Annotated in this window: 24 protein-coding genes and 1 tRNA gene; 7 read left to right on the top strand and 18 right to left on the bottom strand. The window is 39.8% G+C overall.

All coding sequences use genetic code 11. The annotated features are described in order from the left end of the window. From B0B05_RS08880 to amaB, 9 genes are all read right to left on the bottom strand, one after another. Window positions 1-924 carry a glycosyltransferase family 2 protein gene (locus B0B05_RS08880; RefSeq protein ID WP_076783303.1) on the bottom strand — a complete coding sequence of 308 codons (924 nt, stop codon included), beginning with the start codon at window positions 922-924 and terminating at the stop codon, window positions 1-3. A 38-nt stretch (window positions 925-962) separates the two neighbouring features. Further along, window positions 963-2,132, bottom strand: a complete 1,170-nt coding sequence (locus B0B05_RS08875; RefSeq protein WP_076783328.1) for a glycosyltransferase family 87 protein — start codon at window positions 2,130-2,132, stop codon at window positions 963-965. A 21-nt stretch (window positions 2,133-2,153) separates the two neighbouring features. Then, complete coding sequence (locus B0B05_RS08870) at window positions 2,154-2,966, bottom strand: 2,3,4,5-tetrahydropyridine-2,6-dicarboxylate N-succinyltransferase (protein ID WP_076783302.1); 813 nt, start codon at window positions 2,964-2,966, stop codon at window positions 2,154-2,156. A gap of 89 nt (window positions 2,967-3,055) precedes the next feature. Further along, window positions 3,056-4,708: a hypothetical protein gene (locus B0B05_RS08865; protein ID WP_076783301.1), complete on the bottom strand. Its 1,653-nt coding sequence runs from the start codon at window positions 4,706-4,708 to the stop codon at window positions 3,056-3,058. Window positions 4,709-4,720: 12 nt separating this feature from the next. Then, window positions 4,721-5,257, bottom strand: coding sequence for a C40 family peptidase (locus B0B05_RS08860; RefSeq protein WP_076783300.1), 537 nt, complete (start codon window positions 5,255-5,257; stop codon window positions 4,721-4,723). A 96-nt stretch (window positions 5,258-5,353) separates the two neighbouring features. Further along, a tRNA-Ala gene (locus tag B0B05_RS08855) sits at window positions 5,354-5,427 on the bottom strand. 145 nt (window positions 5,428-5,572) lie between these two features. Beyond that, window positions 5,573-5,800 carry a putative signal transducing protein gene (locus tag B0B05_RS08850; protein WP_076783299.1) on the bottom strand — a complete coding sequence of 76 codons (228 nt, stop codon included), beginning with the start codon at window positions 5,798-5,800 and terminating at the stop codon, window positions 5,573-5,575. 69 nt (window positions 5,801-5,869) lie between these two features. Next, the gene (lat, locus tag B0B05_RS08845) at window positions 5,870-7,189 is read right to left on the bottom strand and encodes an L-lysine 6-transaminase (RefSeq protein ID WP_076783298.1); all 1,320 of its coding nucleotides are present in this window, start codon (window positions 7,187-7,189) and stop codon (window positions 5,870-5,872) included. 68 nt (window positions 7,190-7,257) lie between these two features. Then, on the bottom strand, window positions 7,258-8,796 hold the full coding sequence (gene amaB, locus B0B05_RS08840) for an L-piperidine-6-carboxylate dehydrogenase (protein WP_076783297.1): 1,539 nt from the start codon (window positions 8,794-8,796) through the stop codon (window positions 7,258-7,260). Window positions 8,797-8,916: 120 nt separating this feature from the next. On the opposite strand from amaB, the gene B0B05_RS08835 reads away from it, so the two are divergent. Then, window positions 8,917-9,096, top strand: a complete 180-nt coding sequence (locus B0B05_RS08835) for a hypothetical protein (RefSeq protein WP_076783296.1) — start codon at window positions 8,917-8,919, stop codon at window positions 9,094-9,096. A gap of 60 nt (window positions 9,097-9,156) precedes the next feature. After that, window positions 9,157-9,339, top strand: a complete 183-nt coding sequence (locus tag B0B05_RS08830; RefSeq protein ID WP_076783295.1) for a hypothetical protein — start codon at window positions 9,157-9,159, stop codon at window positions 9,337-9,339. Here B0B05_RS08830 and B0B05_RS08825 read toward each other — a convergent pair. Together B0B05_RS08825 and era are read right to left on the bottom strand one after the other, a co-directional pair. Then, window positions 9,336-9,761, bottom strand: a complete 426-nt coding sequence (locus B0B05_RS08825) for a DoxX family protein (RefSeq protein WP_076783294.1) — start codon at window positions 9,759-9,761, stop codon at window positions 9,336-9,338. The two genes, B0B05_RS08830 and B0B05_RS08825, sit on opposite strands and share 4 nt — an antisense overlap. Before the next feature lie 57 nt (window positions 9,762-9,818). Continuing rightward, window positions 9,819-10,694, bottom strand: coding sequence for a GTPase Era (era, locus tag B0B05_RS08820; protein ID WP_076783293.1), 876 nt, complete (start codon window positions 10,692-10,694; stop codon window positions 9,819-9,821). A gap of 175 nt (window positions 10,695-10,869) precedes the next feature. Between era and B0B05_RS08815 the strand changes: the two genes are divergently transcribed. Both B0B05_RS08815 and B0B05_RS08810 read left to right on the top strand, forming a co-directional pair. After that, window positions 10,870-11,574 carry a T9SS type A sorting domain-containing protein gene (locus B0B05_RS08815; RefSeq protein WP_076783292.1) on the top strand — a complete coding sequence of 235 codons (705 nt, stop codon included), beginning with the start codon at window positions 10,870-10,872 and terminating at the stop codon, window positions 11,572-11,574. A 124-nt stretch (window positions 11,575-11,698) separates the two neighbouring features. Further along, on the top strand, window positions 11,699-12,703 hold the full coding sequence (locus B0B05_RS08810; protein WP_076783291.1) for a DHH family phosphoesterase: 1,005 nt from the start codon (window positions 11,699-11,701) through the stop codon (window positions 12,701-12,703). Window positions 12,704-13,043: 340 nt separating this feature from the next. On the opposite strand, the gene B0B05_RS08800 is transcribed toward B0B05_RS08810, so the two are convergent. From B0B05_RS08800 to B0B05_RS08785, 4 genes are all read right to left on the bottom strand, one after another. Continuing rightward, complete coding sequence (locus tag B0B05_RS08800; protein WP_076783289.1) at window positions 13,044-13,841, bottom strand: patatin-like phospholipase family protein; 798 nt, start codon at window positions 13,839-13,841, stop codon at window positions 13,044-13,046. After that, entirely contained in the window at window positions 13,841-14,623 is a 783-nt protein-coding gene (locus tag B0B05_RS08795; RefSeq protein WP_076783288.1) for an alpha/beta fold hydrolase, read from the bottom strand. Before B0B05_RS08795 ends, B0B05_RS08800 begins: the two co-directional genes overlap by 1 nt. A gap of 39 nt (window positions 14,624-14,662) precedes the next feature. Further along, the gene (locus B0B05_RS08790; RefSeq protein ID WP_143745981.1) at window positions 14,663-15,160 is read right to left on the bottom strand and encodes a hypothetical protein; all 498 of its coding nucleotides are present in this window, start codon (window positions 15,158-15,160) and stop codon (window positions 14,663-14,665) included. A gap of 215 nt (window positions 15,161-15,375) precedes the next feature. Further along, window positions 15,376-15,765 carry an ExbD/TolR family protein gene (locus tag B0B05_RS08785; RefSeq protein ID WP_317044126.1) on the bottom strand — a complete coding sequence of 130 codons (390 nt, stop codon included), beginning with the start codon at window positions 15,763-15,765 and terminating at the stop codon, window positions 15,376-15,378. Window positions 15,766-16,067: 302 nt separating this feature from the next. Here B0B05_RS08785 and B0B05_RS08780 point away from each other — a divergent pair, with 302 nt between their 5' ends. From B0B05_RS08780 to B0B05_RS08770, 3 genes are all read left to right on the top strand, one after another. Beyond that, the gene (locus B0B05_RS08780) at window positions 16,068-18,560 is read left to right on the top strand and encodes a DNA translocase FtsK (protein ID WP_076783286.1); all 2,493 of its coding nucleotides are present in this window, start codon (window positions 16,068-16,070) and stop codon (window positions 18,558-18,560) included. 129 nt (window positions 18,561-18,689) lie between these two features. Continuing rightward, window positions 18,690-19,007 (top strand): hypothetical protein, encoded by a 318-nt coding sequence (locus tag B0B05_RS08775; RefSeq protein WP_076783285.1) that lies wholly within the window; start codon window positions 18,690-18,692, stop codon window positions 19,005-19,007. Then, the gene (locus tag B0B05_RS08770; protein ID WP_076783284.1) at window positions 19,008-19,454 is read left to right on the top strand and encodes a phosphohydrolase; all 447 of its coding nucleotides are present in this window, start codon (window positions 19,008-19,010) and stop codon (window positions 19,452-19,454) included. A 16-nt stretch (window positions 19,455-19,470) separates the two neighbouring features. On the opposite strand, the gene B0B05_RS08765 is transcribed toward B0B05_RS08770, so the two are convergent. The 3 genes from B0B05_RS08765 to pdhA all read right to left on the bottom strand — a co-directional run bounded on the left by B0B05_RS08765 (window position 19,471) and on the right by pdhA (window position 23,151). Beyond that, window positions 19,471-20,172 (bottom strand): DUF2490 domain-containing protein, encoded by a 702-nt coding sequence (locus B0B05_RS08765; RefSeq protein ID WP_076783283.1) that lies wholly within the window; start codon window positions 20,170-20,172, stop codon window positions 19,471-19,473. A 274-nt stretch (window positions 20,173-20,446) separates the two neighbouring features. After that, on the bottom strand, window positions 20,447-22,072 hold the full coding sequence (locus tag B0B05_RS08760) for a pyruvate dehydrogenase complex dihydrolipoamide acetyltransferase (protein WP_076783282.1): 1,626 nt from the start codon (window positions 22,070-22,072) through the stop codon (window positions 20,447-20,449). 77 nt (window positions 22,073-22,149) lie between these two features. Then, entirely contained in the window at window positions 22,150-23,151 is a 1,002-nt protein-coding gene (pdhA, locus tag B0B05_RS08755; RefSeq protein ID WP_076783281.1) for a pyruvate dehydrogenase (acetyl-transferring) E1 component subunit alpha, read from the bottom strand. Window positions 23,152-23,268: the final 117 nt, after the last annotated feature.

Raw genomic sequence — 23,268 nt, 5'->3', positions numbered from 1 at the left:
TTATAAATTTTTGGATCGGATAATATAATTCGGACGTCCTTTGATTTGCTTAAAAATTTTGCCCATGTAGATTCCCAGGATCCCCAATATAATGAGTTGCACACCACCAAAGAAAACTACTGTCATAATCAGTGACGCCCATCCCGAAATTTCAGAATGATTCATAAAGGAATAAATAACATAAGGGATATAAAGCAACGATACCAGAGAGAAGAAAAAACCAAGGTACGCTGCAAGATAAAGTGGTTTTACACTGAATGCCGTGATGCCTGTAAATGCAAAACGGAACATCTTACCCAAACTATATTTACTCTCACCAGCAAATCTTTCGCCTGCCACAAAGGGGATGGCATATTGCCGAAAACCAACCCACTTTACCAGCCCTCTCAGAAAAACATCCGACTCTGTCCCGTCCCTTATAACATCTATCACAGACGCATCCAGCAAACGAAAATCTGAGCTGCCTTTTTCCAGTTCCACATCAGAGAGTTTGGATAAAATACGGTAGAAAAAGTCTGATGTAGACCGTTTGAAGCGGCTAATGCTCTTTGGGTACTTCCGGATAGTGTAGACAATATCATAGCCCTCTTCCCATTTTCTGATCATCTCGGGGATGAGTGCCGGCGGGTGTTGCAAATCTGCATCCATAGAAATAACCGCATTGCCGTCAGCTAAGTCCAGACCAGCTTTTACGGCGTACTGATGGCCAAAATTCCGGGAAAACTCGATATACCGGACTTCCGGAAAACTTAGCGACATTTCTTCCAAAAAAACCTGTGTCCTGTCGCGGCTACCATCATTTACAAAAATAATCTCATACTTGTAATTCGGTAAGTTATGAAAAACATGGTCTATCGCCTTTCTGATTTCGGAAAGGTTGCCTTCTTCATTATAAGCAGGAATGACGATGGATATTTTTTTCATTAATACAATTATTAAAGTGAGGGATTGTGGTTAATCAATTAATCCAGTTGATAATCTTTTTCAAAATCTTTCGTAAGCAACTCGTATATTACCCGGAACCAAACTATGATGCAAGGTATTGCCTTGGTAGAATATTTTATAAAAACTTCTTCCTTGATCCATTTTGGAAACAGATCAGAAAATGCAAAACAGGTAAAAATCATTACAAAAATAAGCAATCCAATATCCCATTTTGTATATTTTTTTTGCAAAAGGAACCAAAGCACCACACCAGCCATCGCAATAATGTAAGTCGGGCTCTCGGAACCTGAACTGAAAAGGACAACAAACAGCAGTGTAGAAGCCAGAATCATTAGCTGGAAAGCCCAGTTTTTATACTGTTTGGTTCTGAGATAAGGTAACATAAAGATTATAAATCCCGGGACCATAAAAACAAGATTTGAAATATCGGCTCGCCCCAAAATCCTGCGTATAACGCCCATCAATGAATAATCCTGACGGTTACCTAATACCTGATTAGATAAATTTTTCTCAGAAAGGGAATAATACCAGTCTGCATAAGAATTAATCACAAAGTGCGGGCTGGAAATCAACATCGGAAGCACAAAAAACAATACCGAAAAACCAATCATAGAAAGGATAAATTTCCATTTATTTCTGATAAAGAAAAATGCTGACAAACCAACAATCCCATAGATTTTAACGAAAGTACCAATAAGAATGGCAATGGCCGATTGGGTCTCTTTTCTCTCGTAGATGTATACCGCAGAGAGCATCAAAAGCCCTGTCAAGGCAATATTAAACTGAAAATACAGTGCTGCAGTAATAAATTCCTGAAGGCAGAGCCACGCAAAAAAAGCTTTTTTCCTGCTGGAGAACGGTAATTTGTATACTGCAAAAAGAAATACAGCGGCATTGGCCACATTCCATAAAACCGCGCCCAGCCAATCTGGCATTATGGCAAACGGTGCTATCAGCACACTGAAAAATACGCCGTAATGATTGCTGTCAAAAAACATGTCGGGATATTGCAGAAAAATATTTTTCTGCTTAACTGTATTCTGGAATACACCTTTGAAAATAAGATAATTATTATATCCGCCAGTACCTCTCTTCCACTTACTAAAAGCAGAAAATGCCGTTATAATAATATAAACGGCAAATACGATTCTGTAATCAGAAATAATTTTTAGAAACCTGTTTTTCAATGGTCTGTTTGTTTCCAAATCTTAGACAGCTACATTATTCTCTCTCAAAGCATCATTAAGAGAAGTCTTCTTATCTGTCGATTCTTTTCTTTTGCCAATAATCAAAGCGCATGGCACCTGAAACTCACCTGCAGGGAATTTTTTCGTATAACTTCCCGGGATCACTACAGAACGCTCAGGCACATAACCTTTCATCTCAACAGGTTCATTACCAGTCACATCAATAATCTTAGTAGACATGGTGAGGCAAACATTAGCACCCAAAACAGCTTCTTTACCTACACGGACACCTTCTACAACAATACAACGTGAACCGATGAATGCATCATCTTCAATAATAACCGGAGCAGCCTGCAATGGTTCCAATACACCACCAATCCCAACACCACCGCTAAGGTGAACGTTTTTACCAATCTGAGCACAGCTACCCACCGTTGCCCAGGTATCTACCATGGTCCCGGAATCTACATAAGCGCCAATATTCACATACGAAGGCATCATAATAACGCCGCTTGCCACAAAGCTGCCATGCCTTGCGATCGCATGAGGCACAACTCTTACGCCTTTCTCAGCATAGTTTTTCTTCAAAGGAATTTTATCATGAAACTCAAACGGGCCAACTTCTATCGTTTCCATCGTCTGGATCGGGAAATACATTACCACGCCTTTTTTTACCCATTCGTTGATCTGCCAGCCGTCAACTGTAGGTTCGGCTGTTCTCAGTTCTCCAGCGTCCAGTTTTGCAACGACTTCTCTTACGGCATCCTGATATTCGGTTTCTTTTAAAAGTTCGCGGTTATCCCAAGCTTTTTCTATTTTTTCCTGTAAAGACATTGTATATTTTACTTTTTAATTATATTGAATCGGACAAAAATAATAAATCTAAAGCACAGTTCCGGCAAAAAGAAAAGCTTTGTTAAAAATCATTTTTGTTTTAAACTGATATCAAGAACCGGAGGATAATAAGAACTTTCTGCCTGATCAAAAAAACGGACATCCGGATTGATTTCGTTTGGCAAAAGATATCTGTAGTTCAAATTGGTATTGGTGGTGATATTATTGACATATTTTTTATTTAGCCACAACAGATTATTATCAAAAATCACAGGTAAAAACTGACTTTTGAAATAATCCGAAGAAAAAATATGGGAAACCTTAGTCCAGACGTCGTGGGTATTGATAATATCCGGATCGCGTTGTCTGATATAGTTATCAAAGTAAGAATAGCCCTTGTGCGCTAAAGTTTTATTGGTAAGCAACCCAGAATCAATAACATCTATTTTATCAAAAGCTAATCCTACACCTCCCACATCCGGGGTCACCAGTTTAACCACATTCAGCCTCAGTGTATTCTTTAAAGAATCTACTGCCTTTCCGGTAATTCTTATATTGTCCGGCGTTACACCACTTTCGCAAGGATTAGGCATTCCTCTTATAAAACTGGCGGCCACACTATTAGGCAAATATTTCTGTTGGCAATAACCACCGTGAACCAAAGTGCTATATAATTTTTTGTATAAACCGTTATTGGTAAACAAGGTCAAAAGAATCACCAAAAAAATCATAACGTACTTTCGGTGAGGCAAAATATTTTTAAAAAACAATTGATTATTATCAATGTTCTCCGTCAAAAAAATAATCATCACAGGATAAACCGCAAATGTCATTCTGCCGCGATAGCCCCATTCTGATCCGGAAACCAGAGTAAATATAAAAAAAACAAATATTAACCATAATTTGATATCACCGGCATATTTTTTTAAGTCTGAAGCCGTGATGATCGCTATTAATATCAATGCAAAAAAATAAGATTTAATAAAATTAAGACCGCCATCCAGCTTAGACATAAGAGCTTTCTCAAAAGACGCCTCAGAATACGGTGGATTCATCTTTGCGACAATGGTATTGGGTAGCCAGTCATCGAAATAAGAATATCGTGCAGCCGTGTATAGCAAGAAAGAAACTACTGTGAAAGTCAATAATTTTACCGCATATATCCGTTCCTGTTTATTGAATACAATTTGCCCAAAAAGTGCCACGCCCAAATAGAAAACAGATTCAAACCTAATTAACAAAAGCACAATGATGACCGGGAAAACCCAGACACTCCTCTTCTTATAAAACCATAAAAATATCAGCAAAAAAGCAGAAAGCATAGTCATTTCCATCCCGTTGCAAACCTCTATAAAGTACATTGGAAGTAAGCCGACAAAAAAAGCTACAAACAAGGAAACAAAAGCACTGTAATTTTGGTCCTTTCTCAAAAAAAGAAACAGCATCAGCAAAGTTATTATTGTAAAAAATAACGCATTGTACTGTGAAAAGTTGATTATCTGAGAAAAATCGGGAGAAAAAATCTTATAAAAAACAGCAGTGAGCAATACCAGAAAATTGCTGGAAGATCCTTCTGCAATTTCGCTACTGGCTGTTAAGGCATATTTACCTGCAGTTGCTATGGTTTTGCCGTAAGCCAGTGTAATGGCGCCGTCATCCCACCCATAGACTCCGGCATACGATATTAGCAGAAAGGAAAATAGTATGTAACCAATCAAAAATACCGCCCAAAGTCTATACATTATTCCCAAATTTTATAGCACAGTCCTGGCAAAAAGAAAAGCCTTATTCCAGTAAGCCTCATTAAGCGATGAGATGATTACACCTTTTGATGTAGAAGAATGAATAAAAGTAACTTCGCCGCCGTTGAGGATATTGTGCACAATTCCAACATGGGAAATAGATGAGCCAGAGGTCGCAAAAAATAACAGGTCACCAGGTTTTACAAGACCTATCTCTATTGGCTGACCATACTTTGCCTGATCTTGTGACCGTCTTGGCAGGCTCAGCTGGTTTTCACCAAAAACTTTGCAGACCAAACCGGAACAGTCAAATCCCGAAGGTGTATTACCCGCATATTTGTAAGGTGTACCCAAATAATTTTCGGCACCGTTAACAACAGATTTTCTTTTGCCGGAAAGGTTGCCGGTATAAGATGAATTTAATTTTTTTGAATTAGCCGGCTTATAAGAAGCTGCCGGTCTCTTGTAGGTATATTTTTTTGCTGTATGGGAAGTACCGCAGGAGACTAATATTATTGAAGCTAGAATGACCAGTACAGAATTTTTCATCTTACCAAGTTTTAGATAATAAATATTTGTCTATAAGCTGAAACTTTTTAGGTTATAAACTCAAAACCATCAAAAAAAATTGATGGTCAAAAATAGTGGAGAATACCGGATTCGAACCGGTCACCTCTTGCCTGCCAGGCAAGCGCTCTAGCCAAATGAGCTAATCCCCCATTCACACTGCAATAATAAAGAAAAAATTATCATCCTACAAGGAAATATTTTCATATCCTATCATTTTCATTAATAATTCTAAAAAAAACCGGGTTCAATAAATTGAACCCGACTTCTGTAAAACGTAAAATTTAAAAATATGAATCAATTTTGATTTGATTTTAAGTACTCATCGATAATATCAAAAGATTTTTTCTCATCTCTGATATCCACTTTAATAAAGGTATTGGTTGCAGTAGGCGTTGACAAAAAGCTAAGGTAAGAATTCTCAACATCACATTTGATTCCTGCATCTTCCAGTTTAGACTTCATAAGCTGGATTTCCTGGGGGTTGCTGCTTTCATAAACAGCGACTCTTGTTGTAGTCTCCATAAAATTCTGATTTTTTGATTTTGTTTAAGCATAGCAATTTATGAAAAAAATATCAATATCAAAATTTCTTTATATTAATTTATTAAAAACACCATTAATTTTATCTAAAACAATCTGTATCTCTTCTTTTGTTACATTAAGGTGTGGCCTGAACCTGAGTGACTTCTCGCCACATGGCAAAATGATGATGCCTTCCTGAAAAAGCTTATTCTTCAGCCTGTCCCGCGTCTCATGATCCTTGAGATCAAATGCGCACATTAGCCCTTTCCCACGGGCGGCAGAAATATCTTCGGGAAATTGCTGCTCCAGCTTTTGAAGCCCGTTCAATAAAAATTCGCCTGTTATAGCAGCATTTTCTACCAAATTTTCGCTTTCTATAATTTCCAATACAAGCTGGAACCTAAGCATATCGATCAAATTACCACCAAATGTAGAATTGATTCTTGAGCTTTCTTTGAAAACGTGATGCTCTACCTGATCCATTTTTTCTTTATTGGCAAGGATGCCGCAGACCTGCGATTTTTTGCCAAAACTGATAAGATCCGGAATAATGCCCGTATGTTCGTAAGCCCACATTTTCCCGGTCATGCCAATACCAGTCTGGATCTCATCCAGGATCAAAAGAACCTCGTTATCATCACATATGTCGCGCAAGGAAGCAAAAAACTCTGGCCGGAAATGATTATCGCCACCCTCTGCCTGGATAGGTTCTATAATAATACAGGCCACCTCATCGGGATGAGATAAAATAGCCTCCTGAATCTGAACCAAAGCTAACTGCTCCTGCCGGATTGTTTCCTCCAGACTGTCTTCGGTGAGTGGGAAAATGAGTTTTGGATTGTTAATTCTGGGCCAGTCAAATTTTGGAAAATATTGATATTTCCTTGGATCAGCAGTATTGGTTAAAGACAAAGTGTAACCGCTCCTGCCATGGAAGGCCTGCCTAAAATGGATAGCAATTCCGGCTTCTTTCTCGATATCTTTTTGCCAGTTTTTTCTGGTTTTCCAGTCAAATGCGGTTTTTAATGCATTTTCTACTGCCAATGCGCCACCTTCTATAAAAAAACAATACGGTAATTCCTCTGGTATCACAACACGGGCAAATACCTCCATAAAGTCGGCATATTCCTGAAGATAGACATCACTGAGCGTTGGTTTGTAAACAGCCATTTTACCCAGCCATGATGCTCTTTCCAAAATATAAGGATGATTGTAGCCCACAGATGCTGACGCAAACATAGAGAACATATCGAGGTATTTTTTCCCGGTAAGTTTGTCCACAATATAAGAACCTTGTGACTGCTCATAATCCATTACGAAATCAAAACCATCAGCAAGAATATGCTTACCTAATGTTTCTTTCACTTTATTTTCGGTTGTTTCGGTCATATTTTATTATTAAAGATTAGTGGTGTAAAAGCTTTTTGCCGATCAGCTAAGTGGATAGCTCAATTATGCTAAAGATCAAACTTGATCCCCTGTGCCAATGGCAAACTGGTGGTATAATTGATGGTATTGGTCTGTCGCCTCATATAATATTTCCAGGCATCAGAGCCTGATTCGCGGCCGCCGCCGGTCTCTTTTTCGCCTCCAAATGCGCCTCCAATTTCAGCACCTGAGGTCCCAATATTCACGTTGGCAATACCACAATCGGAACCAGCCTGCGACAGGAACAACTCCGCTTCTCTCAGGTTTTGCGTCATAATTGCAGAGCTCAAACCTTGCGGAACATCGTTTTGTAAAGCGATCGCTTCGTCCAAAGTTTTATATTTGATAAGGTAAAGAATGGGAGCAAAGGTCTCGTGCTGAACGATCTCATAATGGTTCTCAACTTCTGCAATGCAAGGTTTCACATAACAACCGGAAGCATATTGCTCACCTTCTAAAATGCCTCCTTCTACTATAAACCGGCCACCTTCCTGCTTACATTTCTCAATAGAATCGAGGTATTGCTGGACGGCATTTTTGTCAATCAGGGGCCCAACATGGTTGGTTTCGTCGAGCGGATTTCCGATCTTAAGCTGGCCATAGGCTTTGACAAGACGATCCCTGACCTCATTATAAACCGATTCCTGAATAATCAGCCTTCTGGTAGATGTACACCTCTGCCCTGCCGTTCCCACGGCGCCAAAAACCGCACCTATAATGCTCATATTAAGATCTGCATTTTCGGTAATGATAATAGCATTGTTACCGCCCAGTTCCAGGATAGACTTCCCAAATCGTTCTGCGACATTTCTTCCGACTATTCTGCCCACTCTTGTGGAACCGGTAAAGGAGACCAATGCTACTTTTTTATCCTTTACCAGTCTGTCGCCAATCTCATGATCAGCAATCAAAAGGTTTGAAATACCTTCGGGAAGGTCATTTTCTTTGGCAACTTCTGCAAAAATATTTTGGCAGGCCAAGGCGCAAAGTGGTGTTTTTTCTGAAGGTTTCCAGATGACAACATTACCACATATCCATGCGAGCGCAGCATTCCAGCTCCAGACTGCCACCGGAAAGTTAAATGCGGAAATCACACCTACAATTCCCAATGGGTGGTATTGCTCATACATCCTGTGTCCGGGTCTCTCGGAATGCATTGTAAAACCATGCAGCTGCCTGGATAAGCCTACAGCAAAATCACAGATATCTATCATCTCCTGAACCTCGCCAAGGCCTTCCTGCAAAGATTTTCCCATCTCATAAGAAACAAGATGACCCAAATCTTGTTTATGATACCTCAGTTTGTTCCCAAACTGGCGCACCATATCACCTCTTTTAGGCGCAGGTATCTGCCGGAATTCTATAAAAGCTTCCTGAGCTTTTGCCAACACATGGTCATAATCATGATGAGCAGAAGTTTTAACGCTGGCAATCTGGCTGGCATCGGCAGGTGAATAACTGGTAATATCAATGCCTGAAGCAAAAAAATCCTGCCCGGTGGAAGATCCGTTATTGGTAGATGCTATCCCAAGCCTTGCAAGGTTTTCTGCTATGGAAATAAAGGTCATAATAATTTTCGTTTTAATATCTCTAAAGATAAAAATATATTTTGACCAACAAAATGAAAAACTAACAATCGTTAGCAAAGCTGTATGGAAAATTATTTTAAATAAGCTGAATCGCGAAGCGTGAGGGCGAAGGGCATTGTTGGAGCTCGTGGTTTTGGGCAAGGGATTGCCGGGCAAAACCACAGCGACTGCCCGCAGACCGACCCGATTGTTTTTGCGTGGGTGAGTCTCTCTCCTTTGGAGAGGGATTTAGCGAGAGGAAAACAAAGGGGCACGCCCAAAATTACTGAACAGCAATAAGACTTAATTTTGAATGAATCTAAATTGTTAAATTTTCCTTAGTTTTACAAAAAAATAAAAATGGAGCAAAATAACGACACCGAAAAAAAACTACCGAAATGGAAACTTTGGGTAAAACGTTTTGGGATTGGCGGAATTATTTTTTTTACAGTAAAAGGTATCATCACCTCTACCCTAATCTATTTTTTAGGGAAAAATTTTTGGGTCATTATCCGGGATTACGTGGGCCAATGGTTTGATTAATAAACCACTTCTTTCCTTGAAAAAAGCTGATCGAGAGAAAATCGGCCGGATCCTAATATTAGTATTACAAAATACAGGAAAAAATAAAGCAAACTGGCTTCTTTAAGAGCATAAGGGTCTGCAGCGTGCACCACAAAACATGCGATCAGCATAGTAATGATGAGCGGGATAACAGCCAACCGTGTCACAAGCCCAAAAATGACAAGAACAGAGCAGATGCACTCGGCGAAAACGGCCAGCATGAGAGACAAAGGTGAACCTATTCCCAAAAAGTTTACAAATTCAATTTTATCTGTACCTATAAGCTGCTGAACTTTTGGGATACCGTGTGTAAGCATAGAAAAACCTACAAAAAGACGGACGGCCAATATCATAAAATCCTGTAACGCAGGATGTGGTCTCGAAGAATTAAAATTTCTCATAACCGGGAATCAAATTTCTATCAAAACTACAAAAAAATCCTTTATAATAAAGGATTTTTAACGGTAACCAAAATTTTTGAGATCACGGTCATTCTTGCGCCAGTCTTTTTTTACTTTTACAAAAAGGTTGAGATGGATCTTTTTGCCGAAGAATTTCTCAAGATCAAGACGGGCTTCTGTACCTACTTTTTTGATTGCTTCGCCTTTGTGCCCAATAACGATCCCTTTTTGGGTATCACGCTCTACATAGATAATAGAATCGATAAAAATAATACCTTCTTTTTCTTTGAACATCTCGGTCACCACTTCTACAGAATAAGGGATTTCTTTCTCGTAATTGAGGAGTATTTTTTCGCGGATCGCCTCGTTTACAAAGAACCTTTCCGGTCTGTCTGTGTACATATCCTTATCATAATAGGCAGGATTTTCCGGTAAAAGCAATTTCAGTTTTGGAAGGATAATATCTGTATTGAAGGCATTAAGTGCAGAGATAGGAAGAATCTCGGCTTTCGGGATACGCTCATGCCATTCTGCCACCAGCTGCTCCAGGCCTTCCTGATTGGTCTGATCTACTTTATTAAGCAGCAACAGCACCGGAACAGGGATTTTATTAAGTTTATCAATCAAAAATTCTGATGGTTGCTCTTTGTCTGTAACATCTACAATAAAGAGGAACACATCAGCATCCTGAAGTGAATCTTTTACAAAATCCATCATCTTCTCCTGAAGATTATACTTAGGATCCAGCACGCCTGGCGTGTCAGAAAAAACGATCTGCAAATCCTCTTCATTATAAATACCGAAAATACGGTGGCGTGTGGTTTGTGCTTTTTGGGTAACAATAGCCAGCTTCTCTCCCATCAGCTGATTGAGAAGTGTTGATTTTCCGGCATTGGGTTTTCCGACGATATTGACGAATCCTGCTTTGTGCATTGATGATAGATGTTAATGGTTGATTCAGATATATAAATCCGGATCAATGATAAAAAATTAATAGTCTGCAAAGTTATGGATTTTTCCGGCGACTATCTAAAAATACACTAATTACAAATCAATCAATTATTTACATTAATATTTTGATTAAATTTGAGAAACAAAAATAATAACTATGAAAAAACTTTTACTTCTTAGTCTGTTCTTCACCTCATTTTTAGCATTTTCTCAGAATAATGTATTGTTAAAGACCTGGTATTTGTCTTCTTTATACCTCGACGGGACACTAAAAGAAAATCCATTCCCCAATGTCGGTTATATTGATTTCAAAAATGAAAATAACAGTGTTTACGCAGAAGCTTCTTATTATTATCTTGCCGGGAAGACAAAAATTATAATGGATCCTGAGAACCAATTTCATCTGGAACATATTGGTTGGGCCATGTTAGCCAATGGACCAGGGGAAAATCAACAAATGAACCAGTATGGAGAGTTGTTTTTTCTTAAGTTTTTGAGGGTTTTTTCACAGAGCGATACAGTTGGCTGCTGCTTTACTTATGACATCTCTAATGATGGAAAAAAACTCACGCTGACTAATAATGAAGGCAACATTGCAACTTTCTACGACTCTGTAATGGCAGTTTCCGAAGCTGAAAAATCAAATTACAAACTCTATCCCAATCCTGTTTCTGATATTTTGACAATAGAAAATCTTACACCTCATTCTGATTTGGAATTGATAGACAGTTCCGGAAAGGTAGTAAAACAAATTAAAAACATCCAAACTCCCAAAACCCAAATCAATATCAAAAATCTGGCTCCGGGGATCTATTACCTGAAGATCAACAATCAGTCTAGTCAAAAGATTATCAAAAAATAATGCGATTGGAATAACGTCTATTGGAAACCCTTTCAGAGTTTGAAACGCTGAAAGGGTTCTTTTTGTTCTTTAAAATTCTAACTAATTCCATATCTTTGAAATCTTCAATTTTCAAAAAATCCCAATGTTTACAGCCAAAGAAATCTCAGAAATCAACAACCTCTTAAAACCGGAAAACAACATTGTCATCGTTACACACTACAATCCTGACGGCGATGCAATTGGATCCTCTCTGGGCCTGAAACATTACCTGAAAGCAAAAGGACTGGACGCCACAGTGATAACACCCAATGATTTTCCAAAATTCCTAAAATGGATGCCGGAAGCTAAAAAAATCGTCATCGGTGAATATAAAAGAAAACTTGCAGGTGAAGCCATTTACAATGCCGATGTTATTTTTTGCCTCGACTTTAATGCACCATCCAGAATTGGTATTCTCGGGGATTGGGTGAGCAAATCCAGAGCAAAAAAAATACTGATAGACCACCACCAGATGCCGGAAAAGTTTGACTATATCTATTCTGACACAACAGTGCCCGCAACATGCCAGATGGTTTACCACTTTATCCAGGAAAACCACGATGAGAAACTGGTAAGCAAAGAGGCTGCAGAATGTCTCTACACAGGAATCATGACAGATACAGGAGGCTTCCGTTTTCGGTCAACAAGTGCCACTACCCACAGGATTGTCGCAGATCTCATAGAGAAAGGTGCCGACCCTGCCATTATTACTTCTAACACCTGGGACACCAATACACTTTCCCGCCTTCATCTTCTTTCCCTGGTACTCGGCCGGATCGAATTAACGAAGGATGGCAAAGTGGCAATCTTATGGCTAAAACGCTCTGAGCTGAAGGAATACGGATTTGATAAAGGTGACACAGAAGGTTTCGTTAACTACGGCCTTAGCCTGGCAGGAACCAAAATGGCAGCGTTTTTTATGGAAGATCTTTATGAAGATTTTGTAAAAATATCATTCCGTTCCAAAGAATCTGTGGATACTAATCAGTTTGCAAGAAAATACTTCAATGGTGGCGGCCACATCAATGCCTCCGGAGGTAAATATTACAAAACAATCGAAGAGACTATTTCCGATTTTAAAGAACATATAGAACAGGAAGATTTCTAAAGAGACAATAATATAAATTGCAATATATTAAAATGCTCCATAGGAGCAATATCCTTATAGAAAACCAATAGAATTAATACGTGCCGCTCCGGAGGAGCGGTATCTTTTTTATAACAGTTAGTAGTAACATTGGCATAATGTAGTATCGTCCTAAAAATTTCTATTGAAGACCAATCCCCTAGCCCCGATGGAAGCGGCATCCTTTTGTTTTGAGTGAGGTGGCGGAGCGAAGCGGAGCCAACCGAGCGAAAAACAAAAGATACAGCGGACAGCGGGAATTGCTCCAAAAATAATAAATGAAGTCAGAATACTTCAAAAATAAAGCGAGGTCGAAAAATTTTCACCTCGCTATTTTTTTAAACTGATGCGCATCCAACTGTTGACAAGTATAGTTGTAAACCTCCTCCAGCATCACATCCAGAGACTCTTTGCGGAGCAGGCTGTACTTGAGCATCTCAGGCGGATTGAGAAAGATATTGCAATTTTGTTCTTTGGTATAGACAGAATTGGAAATTGCCAGATGGAAAATACGGTCCAGCTCTTTTGTCGTGCTTAGATCTGATATTGATTCCGGCTTCATAGCGTTGACGTGTGAACCGATGAGAATGTCGCACTGCCCTCTGATTGGTTCTATGGGCAAATTATTGAGCACACCACCATCAACATAGAATTTGCCATCCAAAATAACCGGAGGGAAAATAAATGGTACACTAGCCGAAGCCATAAGCGCATCAAAAAGGGCGCCTTCGGAAAAATATTCTATCTTGCCCTGTGTAAGTTCGGATGCGGCAACATACAACGGCATCTTCATAATCCTGAAATCATCCTCCGAAAAATATTTCTTAAAAATATTGCGCAAAAACAAAGGATTAAAAATACCCCGCGTTGAAAACCTGATGGAAGATCTGGAAAAAAAGGTTTCGTTTTTTACCAGCTCTGCCAGCTCATCGGTAGATTTACCAGCGGCATAAAATGCACCAACAATGGCACCGGCACTGGTTCCCGAGATGACATCCGGTTTTAATCCATATTCCTCTAATGCCCGGAGTACGGCAATATGTGCTACGCCACGCATACCTCCGCCCGATAAGGCAATCCCGATCTTCGGTTTTTTGGGCTGATCCAAAAACCAATGCATCAGAGTATCAGATTTTTTGGCAAATGATGTAGAAGCTCGGTATTGATAATCGCTGCACAAACAGCCGGTTTTTCCCAATGCCCGTTATGCCCGCAATCCAGGAGATAGGATTTGATATTGGTTTGATCCGGAAGATTGGCAAGTGTCTGGTGGGCATTGACCGCTGAATCATGTTTACCGGCCAACACCAGAATACGGCCTTCAAAATCTTTTATAACCTGGGTTCTGTCCGGGCGCTCGATCATACCTTTTTGCGATGCCAAAACACCTTCTACGGAAGATGTGTAGGCGATCTCTTTTGCCAGCGTTATTTTGGATTCAAGGACATCCAGTTCATTAGGGTTAAAAAGATTGGGAACCCCGGCATTTACAAAACCACGCAAATTCTCTTTGATAATTCTGAGACCTTTTCGGCGGATCTCCTTTTTAGCCTCATCATCCGCAATATAAGTCGAGAAAAACAAGGTAAAAGATTTCAGCAGGTCAGGGTATTTTTCCGCAAAAGCCAAAGCAATGTAACCACCCATCGAATGCCCCAAAAGATGAAATTGCTGTAACCCAAGCTTATCGGTCACTTTTTTTACTTCTTCTGCCATCAACTCCATCGTTTGAATTTCGGCGACGGCTTTTGATTCACCAAAACCCGGCAAATCGATTTTTATTATTGTAAACTGATCTGATAAATAAGGTATCATATCGTCCCAAATGGACAAATTCTCCATAAAACCGTGCAGCAATACCAGGTTTTCTTGGCCTTTTCCTTCTGTTTTATAATTGAGCATATTTTTTTGTTTTATAAGTAACACAACGATTGGTGATTACTAGAATTTGATATAAATCTGATCTGCAGATCCCGAACCGTTAAGCGATTCCTGCAACCGGAATGACTTGCCGCCATCTTTGGTAAGGAAAGTTTTGCGGCCGCTTCTTACATCTATTTTCCCGGCATTGTTAGCCTGCAAACTTTGTTTGATTGTCCCGTTAAAGCTCAGATGCCTCTCCGAACGGATCTCACCTGTACCGTCGATAGCCAAATAATCTTTGCCATGGGTAATTTTCCCTGTAATTTTGTAAGTGTCCCTGCCAATTTTAGAAAATTGAACATGCCCTTTCCCAGGAATCATATCGTGGGTTAAGCTGTGCTCGCCCGCCCAATCCCTAAAACGGTTATGACTAAGGATACTGTCATTAATTTTTGTTCTTACTGCGTTGATAGAATCGATAATTTTTGCACTGTCTACTTTTGGAGTATCAGAGACAGTCGATTTTTTGCAGGAACAAACCAAGAGGAGCATCAGCAGAGGCACAATTTTTTTCATGGACATAATTTTTCTACTAAAATAAGGAAAATTCAGGAAAAAGCCCTTCCGAAATAGAAAATCCGAAAGGGCTTATTGTATGTTAATTCTATCCTTAATTCAGTTTTTCAAGGTAAAGTTCCTTTTCTTTATCATTCATCTCTGCAATACCATAGCGTTGCGATTTGGTAATAGCCAGCTCATCAAGCATATCTACCATTGTCCTGTACTGAGAATCATCCGCCGGTAGTAAAAAAATCCTGTTTAGGTGCTTTTGCCCTGGCAGCTTCAATTGTTTTCGCAACCTGAAAATGATCGAAGGAGATTGGTATCAGGCTTTTGCTGTTAAGTTTACTTTTTTCATCCTGATAATAGAACACCTTACCATCTTTTCCCAGGATGAATGTAATCTGATTTCTGTAATCGATCTCTGTAGGTGCATGCGGCCCTTTTGCGGGAAATGCAATATCCATTACATTGGGTTTGGAAAAATTGGTGGTAAACATAAAAAATGTAATCAAAAGGAAACCCAAATCCACCATGGGCGTCATGTCAACGCGCATTGTTTTTCTAATAATGCCTCCTTTTTTGCCTCGGTTACCCTCTTGCGTTTGAAAATCTGCCATATCATTAAATTTTAAATTAACAACAAAATCCTATTAATATTAAATAATAAATATTTAAACACCAATTAAAATACAATAATCACACCTTTTAATATAAAAATATATAATTTTTAATAAAAATAAATATTCTTAACATAATACAGGTTAGGAATATTGTCTATACTACTATTGTTTTTTATTAATCAATTTCAATTGTCATTAATCTATATTTCTACCAATGGTAATTTTGAGTAATCTGAGGCCTTTTTAATTTTTAACCGACAGAAAAAACCTTAAATTTGCATCCTCTGACCTTACCAAAAATGAACAACGAACACACTACAAGCTCCAACGCCAGCAAAATCATTTCCAAGCCAAGAATCATCTCCGGGATTGTTTTTATCCTTTTATCCATCGTACTTACATTGTCCTTCGTATCTTATCTTATGAACTGGAAAGCAGATCAGAGCCAAGCCGGGACTATGGGTGATAAAGCCATAAAATCCTCTAATGTTTTTGGGAAAATCGGTGACTGGTTGGGTAATCTGTTCATTTTTGAAAGTATAGGAGTGGCGGCCTTTGTAGTGGCTTTTCTGTGTTTTGTTTTTGGAACATTGATTTTTAAGAAAAACTACTTCAAACCCTGGAAGACCATTTCGCACAGTTTATTTTTTATCTGCTGGACTCCTATTTTCTTCGGCGCAGTTACCAAAGGTCAGGGCGTATTGGGTGGTGTATACGGTTATCAGATTATGGATTACCTGCGATCTTACATTGGTTCTGTAGGCCTTTGGCTGGTTTTAGTAGTTAGCTTTGCACTGTACTTTATTCTTGAATTCAATCTAAGTCCAAGTTCTATCAAAAAGAAATTAAATGATATTAATGACCAGACCATTGGCAAACTGAAAAATATGATGCCTGACTCTCAGGAAGAATTCAATGCAGACGATGAGTTGGAAAATGAAGCTGTCCAGGAAAAGAAAGTTGCCTCAACTCATCCTACTAAGGCTGCATCCAATCCAATCAAAAATGAAAACGACTTCAGTAATATTATCGTAACTCAGGAAGTTGAGCCTATCAAAACACCTAATCAGACTTCTTTCGAAGAAGAATCTAAACAGACCGCGCCGGAGCCTGTTATTTTATCGCCTTCTGCTCCGCCAATTTCCCTGGAAAAACCTTCGGAAATACCGGTTGTAAAAGCAGATGACAATATTGCCTTTAATGTAGAAATTAAGAAAGATGAAGATTTTGTCCCAACACCGGAGCAACAAAAATCAGACGATCTTGTCAGCAAACACGGCCTCTACGACCACAAACTTGATCTTGCTAAATTTCAGATGCCTTCTGTTAATCTTCTTAAAGATTATGGCAATGAAGAAATCACCATCAATAAGGATGAACTTGAGGAAAACAAAAACCGTATTGTCGGCCTTTTAAAAACCTTCAACGTAGGGATTTCCGAGATCAAAGCAACAATTGGCCCAACGGTGACGCTTTACGAGATCGTGCCGGAAGCGGGAATTCGTGTGGCAGCCATCAAAAAACTTCAGGATGATATTGCCCTGAACCTGTCGGCGCTTGGTATCAGGATTATTGCACCAATGCCTGGGAAAGGAACTATCGGGATTGAAGTGCCCCGTAAAAACCCAACTATGGTATCTATGAGATCGGTGGTTGCTTCGCCAAAATTCCAAAACGCGGATATGGATTTACCGGTGGTTTTTGGTCGGACTATTTCCAACGAGGTATTTGTAGCGGATCTGGCAAAAATGCCTCACTTACTTATGGCTGGTGCCACAGGACAGGGTAAATCGGTTGGGATTAATGCCATTCTTACCTCATTAATTTATAAAAAACACCCGAGCGAACTGAAGTTTGTAATGGTGGATCCCAAAAAAGTGGAATTATCGCTCTATTCAAAAATCGAAAGGCATTATCTGGCCAAGCTGCCAGATACAGAAGATGCGATTATTACAGACAATGCAAAAGTAATCAATACACTTAATTCGCTTTGTATTGAGATGGATGACCGCTACGAACTGCTAAAAAACGCATTCTGTAAAAACATCAAAGAATATAACAAAAAATTCTCCGAACGTAAACTGAATCCCGAAAACGGACACCGGTATTTGCCTTACATCGTTTTGGTGGTGGATGAATTTGCTGATTTGATCATGACTGCCGGAAAAGAAGTTGAGCATCCTATCGCCCGATTGGCACAGCTGGCGAGAGCCATTGGGATCCATTTGATCGTAGCCACACAAAGGCCGTCTGTTAACGTGATTACCGGTATGATCAAAGCGAATTTCCCTGCGAGAGTTGCTTTCCGGGTGATTTCCGGAGTCGATTCCAAGACTATTCTGGATTCGCCGGGAGCGGAGCAGTTGGTCGGGAAAGGTGATATGCTTTACTTTAACGGGAATGACCTTACGCGTTTGCAGTGTGCTTTTGTAGATACACCCGAAGTGGAACGGATTGCCGAGTTTATTGGTGAACAAAAAGGATATTCTGATGCCTATCTTCTTCCTGAATATTCCGGTGAAGACGGCAGCTCTACGGTAGGATCATTTGACCCTAATGAGAAAGATGCCTTGTTTGAAGAAGCTGCCAGAATAGTCGTTTCCACCCAACAGGGTTCTACCTCGATGCTTCAGAGACAGCTAAAATTAGGCTACAACAGAGCCGGAAGGATTATGGATCAGCTGGAAGCTACCGGCATTGTAGGCGGTTTTAATGGTGCTAAAGCAAGAGAAGTTCAGATCTCTGACCTCAACTCTCTGGAAAAATTCTTGGATGAGTTGAAAGGAAGATAAAATTATCAGATAGAAGAAAATTCCCGAAGAATTTAATCCAGAACAATCTGAAAAATTAAATACGAAAATTAATAAACCTTAACATTTTGATTGAGGTTTTTTTTATAATTTCATGTAAAATTATATGTCATGAAAAAAATTGGTCTTTTACTTCCTTTCTTAGGGTTTGCTTTTCTATTTTCTCAGAAAAAATCAGAGAAATTACTGCCAACACAGCCCAACAAAGATATTTTCACTCAAAAAGATTCTGTCAAAAGCAAACTGGAACTGAAAAGTGAAACAGCCAACAGTCCATTTTATAAAAACCTGGATTCTAACAAAGCCGCACGGTACAAGATGCTTACAAAAAAAGTCCCGTCCGCAAAGGCTAGCCCAATACAAAAACTTCAGCCCTTAAAAACTGATACATTAAGAAAACTAAAACCAATCAAACCTCTATCTAAATAAATGTCCTCCCACGAACTACTCTACAAGGCCATAAAATTGGCTACAAAAGCACACAAAAAACAAACGGATAAATACGGAGCACCCTATCTGGGACATGTTTTCCGGGTAATGAACGCCGGTAAAACCCTTGATGAAAAGATTGTGGGTGCACTGCATGACGTGGTAGAAGACGTTCCCGATTATGACTTTGCCTACCTGAGACAAAAAGGATTTCCCGAGCACATCATTTTTGCGGTAGACTGCCTTACCAAGCGCGAAAATGAAGAGACAGACTATGATGCTTTTCTCAAAAGAACAGAACAAAGCAGCCTGGCGGTCGCCGTCAAACTCAACGATCTTCGCGATAATATGGATCTCACAAGATTGCCAGGCCTCCTGGAAGAAAAAGACCTGAAACGGTTTAATAAATACCTGAAGGCTTACCTTTATCTGACTGAGAACTACTGATTACAGAGACATTCTGCTAATCAACCATTGGGATAGAACGCTCATCATCAGAAGAATCAAAGGTAAAGTTGAGGGAAAAATACATAAAATGATAATTCTCGTTACCTTTTTCCGCAAATTCTCGCTGAAACATGTACCCTGTAGTCGCCGACAGCGAATTATTAAACTGATATCCAAATCCCGCAAAAGTCCTGTTTCGCTTAAAATTGGGCTCACGCGAACCAAAGAACAGCTCCTCAAACGCGTTGACAAAAAATGTCTCCCCTTCCACTTTGCTTTTGTTCAGCGGCAGCGTGGCACTTAATCTGTAACGGTAACGGTTAGCTTCTGTATGGTCACCTGTCTGGCTGGCATAGAAAAACCGGTGTTCTGCTCTGGCACGGTGATCCAGCTTTAGCCGGCCAAATCTTTGGGTAAATGTATACTGTAGCCACAAGCGAAATTCTTCCTGAGAAATTTTCTTAGACTCATAGGTCCCATACCTCCCGAGTCCGGCAAACAGCTGATGGTTTTTAATATAATTATAACCTATCCCACCTTTTACTTCATAGTAATCAATATGAGTAAAATCCTTTCTAGCACGGGTCTGGCCTTCGGCGTAAGCCATCCAGTCGGGACTGATTTTGTAAGTTGCAGACAGCATATTAAACCCGGAGAGATGGTCCTGTGCCGCTAATAATGACGTTGTAAAAATTAATAAAAACCTCAGCTTTTTCACACAGCAAATATAGGGTAAATCATCATTAACTGACAAATTTGGGCGTGTCCCTTTGTTTTTGCATCCACCTTACCAATGTATAGAGGCTTCGGGATCTGCAAAAACAAGCGGGCCGGGCTGTCCGTTCATATCTTTTTGCCTATCATGCTTCCGTCCAATACAATGCGGTATTACAGGCAAAAAGGATAACCACTTCCATCCCTCACGCAGCATCGGCACAAAAAAACCTTTCAATAAAAATTGAAAGGTTTTTTTATATTCCGAACTTCTTGTTCTATCCTAACAGAAGGGTAAGCGGGCTTTCCAGATAAGTTCTCAACGTTTGCAGGAACTGAGCGCCTGTTGCGCCGTCGATAACCCTGTGGTCACAAGCCAGGGAAAGTTTCATTGTATTCCCGACTACGATTTGTCCGTTTTTAACAATTGGTTTCTCTATGATAGCACCAACTGACAAGATCGCAGAATTAGGCTGATTGATAATCGAGGTAAACGTCTCTATACCAAACATCCCAAGGTTTGAAACAGAGAATGTAGAACCTTCCATTTCATTAGCTTTAAGTGCTTTGGTTTTCGCTCTTCCTGCCATGTCTTTAACAGCAGCAGAGATGGCGCTATAGCTCATATAGTCAGTATTCTTAAGCACAGGAACTACCAACCCGTCTGGTACTGCAACAGCCACACCCACGTTGATATTGCCATGGTGAACGATTTTATCGCCTGCCCAGGAAGAATTAACCTGTGGATGCTTTCTAAGTGCAACAGCAACAGCTTTGATAACCATATCGTTAAAGGAAACTTTGGTATCAGAAACGGCATTCATTTCTTTTCTGGCCTCGATCGCTTTATCCATATTGATCTCAACGGTCAAATAATAATGCGGTGCCGTAAACTTGCTTTCTGCCAGTCTTTTTGCGATGATATTTCTCATCTGAGAATTCTGAGTTTCAGAATCTTCGCCTGGTGTAAAGGCTACACTTGGCTGTGCTGGTGCTGCTTTTGCAGTAGCCGCAGCAACTGGTTGTGCAGATGGTTGATAATTCTCAACATCTTTTTTCACAATTCTGCCATTCTCACCGGAACCCTTGATTGATGCGAAATCAATTCCTTTATCCTGAGCAATTTTTCTGGCCAATGGCGAAATAGCCACTCGGTCGCCCGTAGAAGCAGCAACTGGTGCTGATTCGTTTTTATCTTCGGCAGGAGCCTGCGTTTTAGCAGAATTTTCTGCATTGGCTTTAGGAGCAGCAGCAGTTTTACCACCACCGGAAACAATTGCGGAAACATCAGTTCCTGCAGGTCCAATGATAGCCAAAATCTTATCCACTTCGGCGGCATCACCTTCGCCAACACCCTGATATAATAATGTCCCGTTGAATTCGGATTCAAAATCCTGAACGGCTTTATCGGTCTCGATCTCCGCAAGGATATCACCCTCTTTTACCGTATCTCCTACATTTTTCTGCCACTTAGCCACCTTACCTTCTGTCATGGTATCAGAAAGACGTGGCATCGTGATAACTTCAACACCTTCCGGGATGTCTGCTGCAGAAGCGTCCTGAGCAGTCTCAACAGAAGTTTCTTCGTTTTCAGTTTTAGATTCTTCTTCGGATTTTTTTTCCTCCGTTGCCGCGCCACCGGATGTAAGAGAAGAGATATCTTCGCCTTCTTTCCCAATAATGGCTAAAACAGAATCTACAGGTGCCTGCGCACCTTCATCAACACCAATATAGAGTAATGTTCCATTGATTTCGGATTCAAAATCCTGAACAGCTTTATCAGTTTCTATCTCTGCCAGGATATCGCCTTCTTTTACAGCGTCTCCTACCTTCTTGTGCCATTTTGAAACTTTACCTTCCGTCATCGTGTCCGATAAGCGGGGCATCGTAATTACTTCTGCCATAATTTAATATGATAATTTGTTAATGTGATGATGTGAGAATTAAAATAGAATGGTCTAATTCTCAAATGATCTACTTATTAATTTTCTAGTTTGTCTAAGAATGGATAATCCGGTGTAGAATACACAAAGTCGTAAACCTGAGATGTGTTTGGATATGGTGATTCTTCCATAAACTCTACACACTCTTCTACAAAAGCTCTTGATTTCTCATCCATCACTTCCAGTTCCTCTTCGGTAGCCCATCCATTTTCCAAAATCCTGTGTTTCACGATTTCGATAGGATCATCTTTTTTATGTTCTGCAACCTCTTCTTTGGTTCTGTATGGTTCTGCATCAGACATAGAGTGTCCTCTGTAACGGTAAGTTCTGGCTTCAATAAAAGTTGGCCCGTCTCCTCTTCTTGCTCTTTCTATCGCTTCGTAAGCTGCTTCTGCCACTTTTTCCGGATCCATTGCATCTACAGGAAGACAAGGCATCTCGTAACCTAATCCAAGTTTGTATATATCCTCGTGATTGGCAGTTCTTTTAACCGATGTCCCCATGGCGTATCCGTTGTTCTCACAAACAAATACTACAGGAAGTTTCCAGTTCATTGCCATGTTAAATGTCTCATGCAAAGATCCTTGACGTACAGCGCCGTCACCCATAAAACAGATGTTAACCGCTTTTCTGTCAAAATATTTATCCGCAAAAGCAATACCTGCTCCCAAAGGAATTTGGCCACCAACAATACCATGCCCACCATAGAAACGGTGTTCTTTGCTGAAGATGTGCATAGAACCACCCATCCCTTTGGATGTCCCGGTAGCTTTGCCACAAAGTTCAGCCAGTATTTTTTTAGGATCTACACCCATAGCCATTGGGTGAATGTGACATCTGTATGCCGTAATCATGCTGTCTTTTGTAAGATCCATCGCATGGGCAAAACCTGCAGGAATAGCTTCCTGGCCGTTATAAAGATGTAAGAAACCTCTGATTTTTTGTTTTAGATAAAGAGAACGGCACTTGTCTTCAAACCTTCTCCACATCGTCATTTCTTCATACCATTTCAGGTAGACTTCTTTAGAAAATTCTTTCATTGTAATTTCGAAATATGTAGCAAAAATAAGAAAAAAAACTTTTTTTATTGTTAGCATACAATTATATTTTCATTATGCCGGATAATAATCTCGACTTAACCGGTCAGGTTGACAATA

Source organism: Epilithonimonas bovis DSM 19482, assembly GCF_900108115.1.
GTDB classification, from domain to species: Bacteria; Bacteroidota; Bacteroidia; order Flavobacteriales; family Weeksellaceae; genus Epilithonimonas; species Epilithonimonas bovis.
This window is presented reverse-complemented; position numbering and strand designations above follow the sequence as displayed.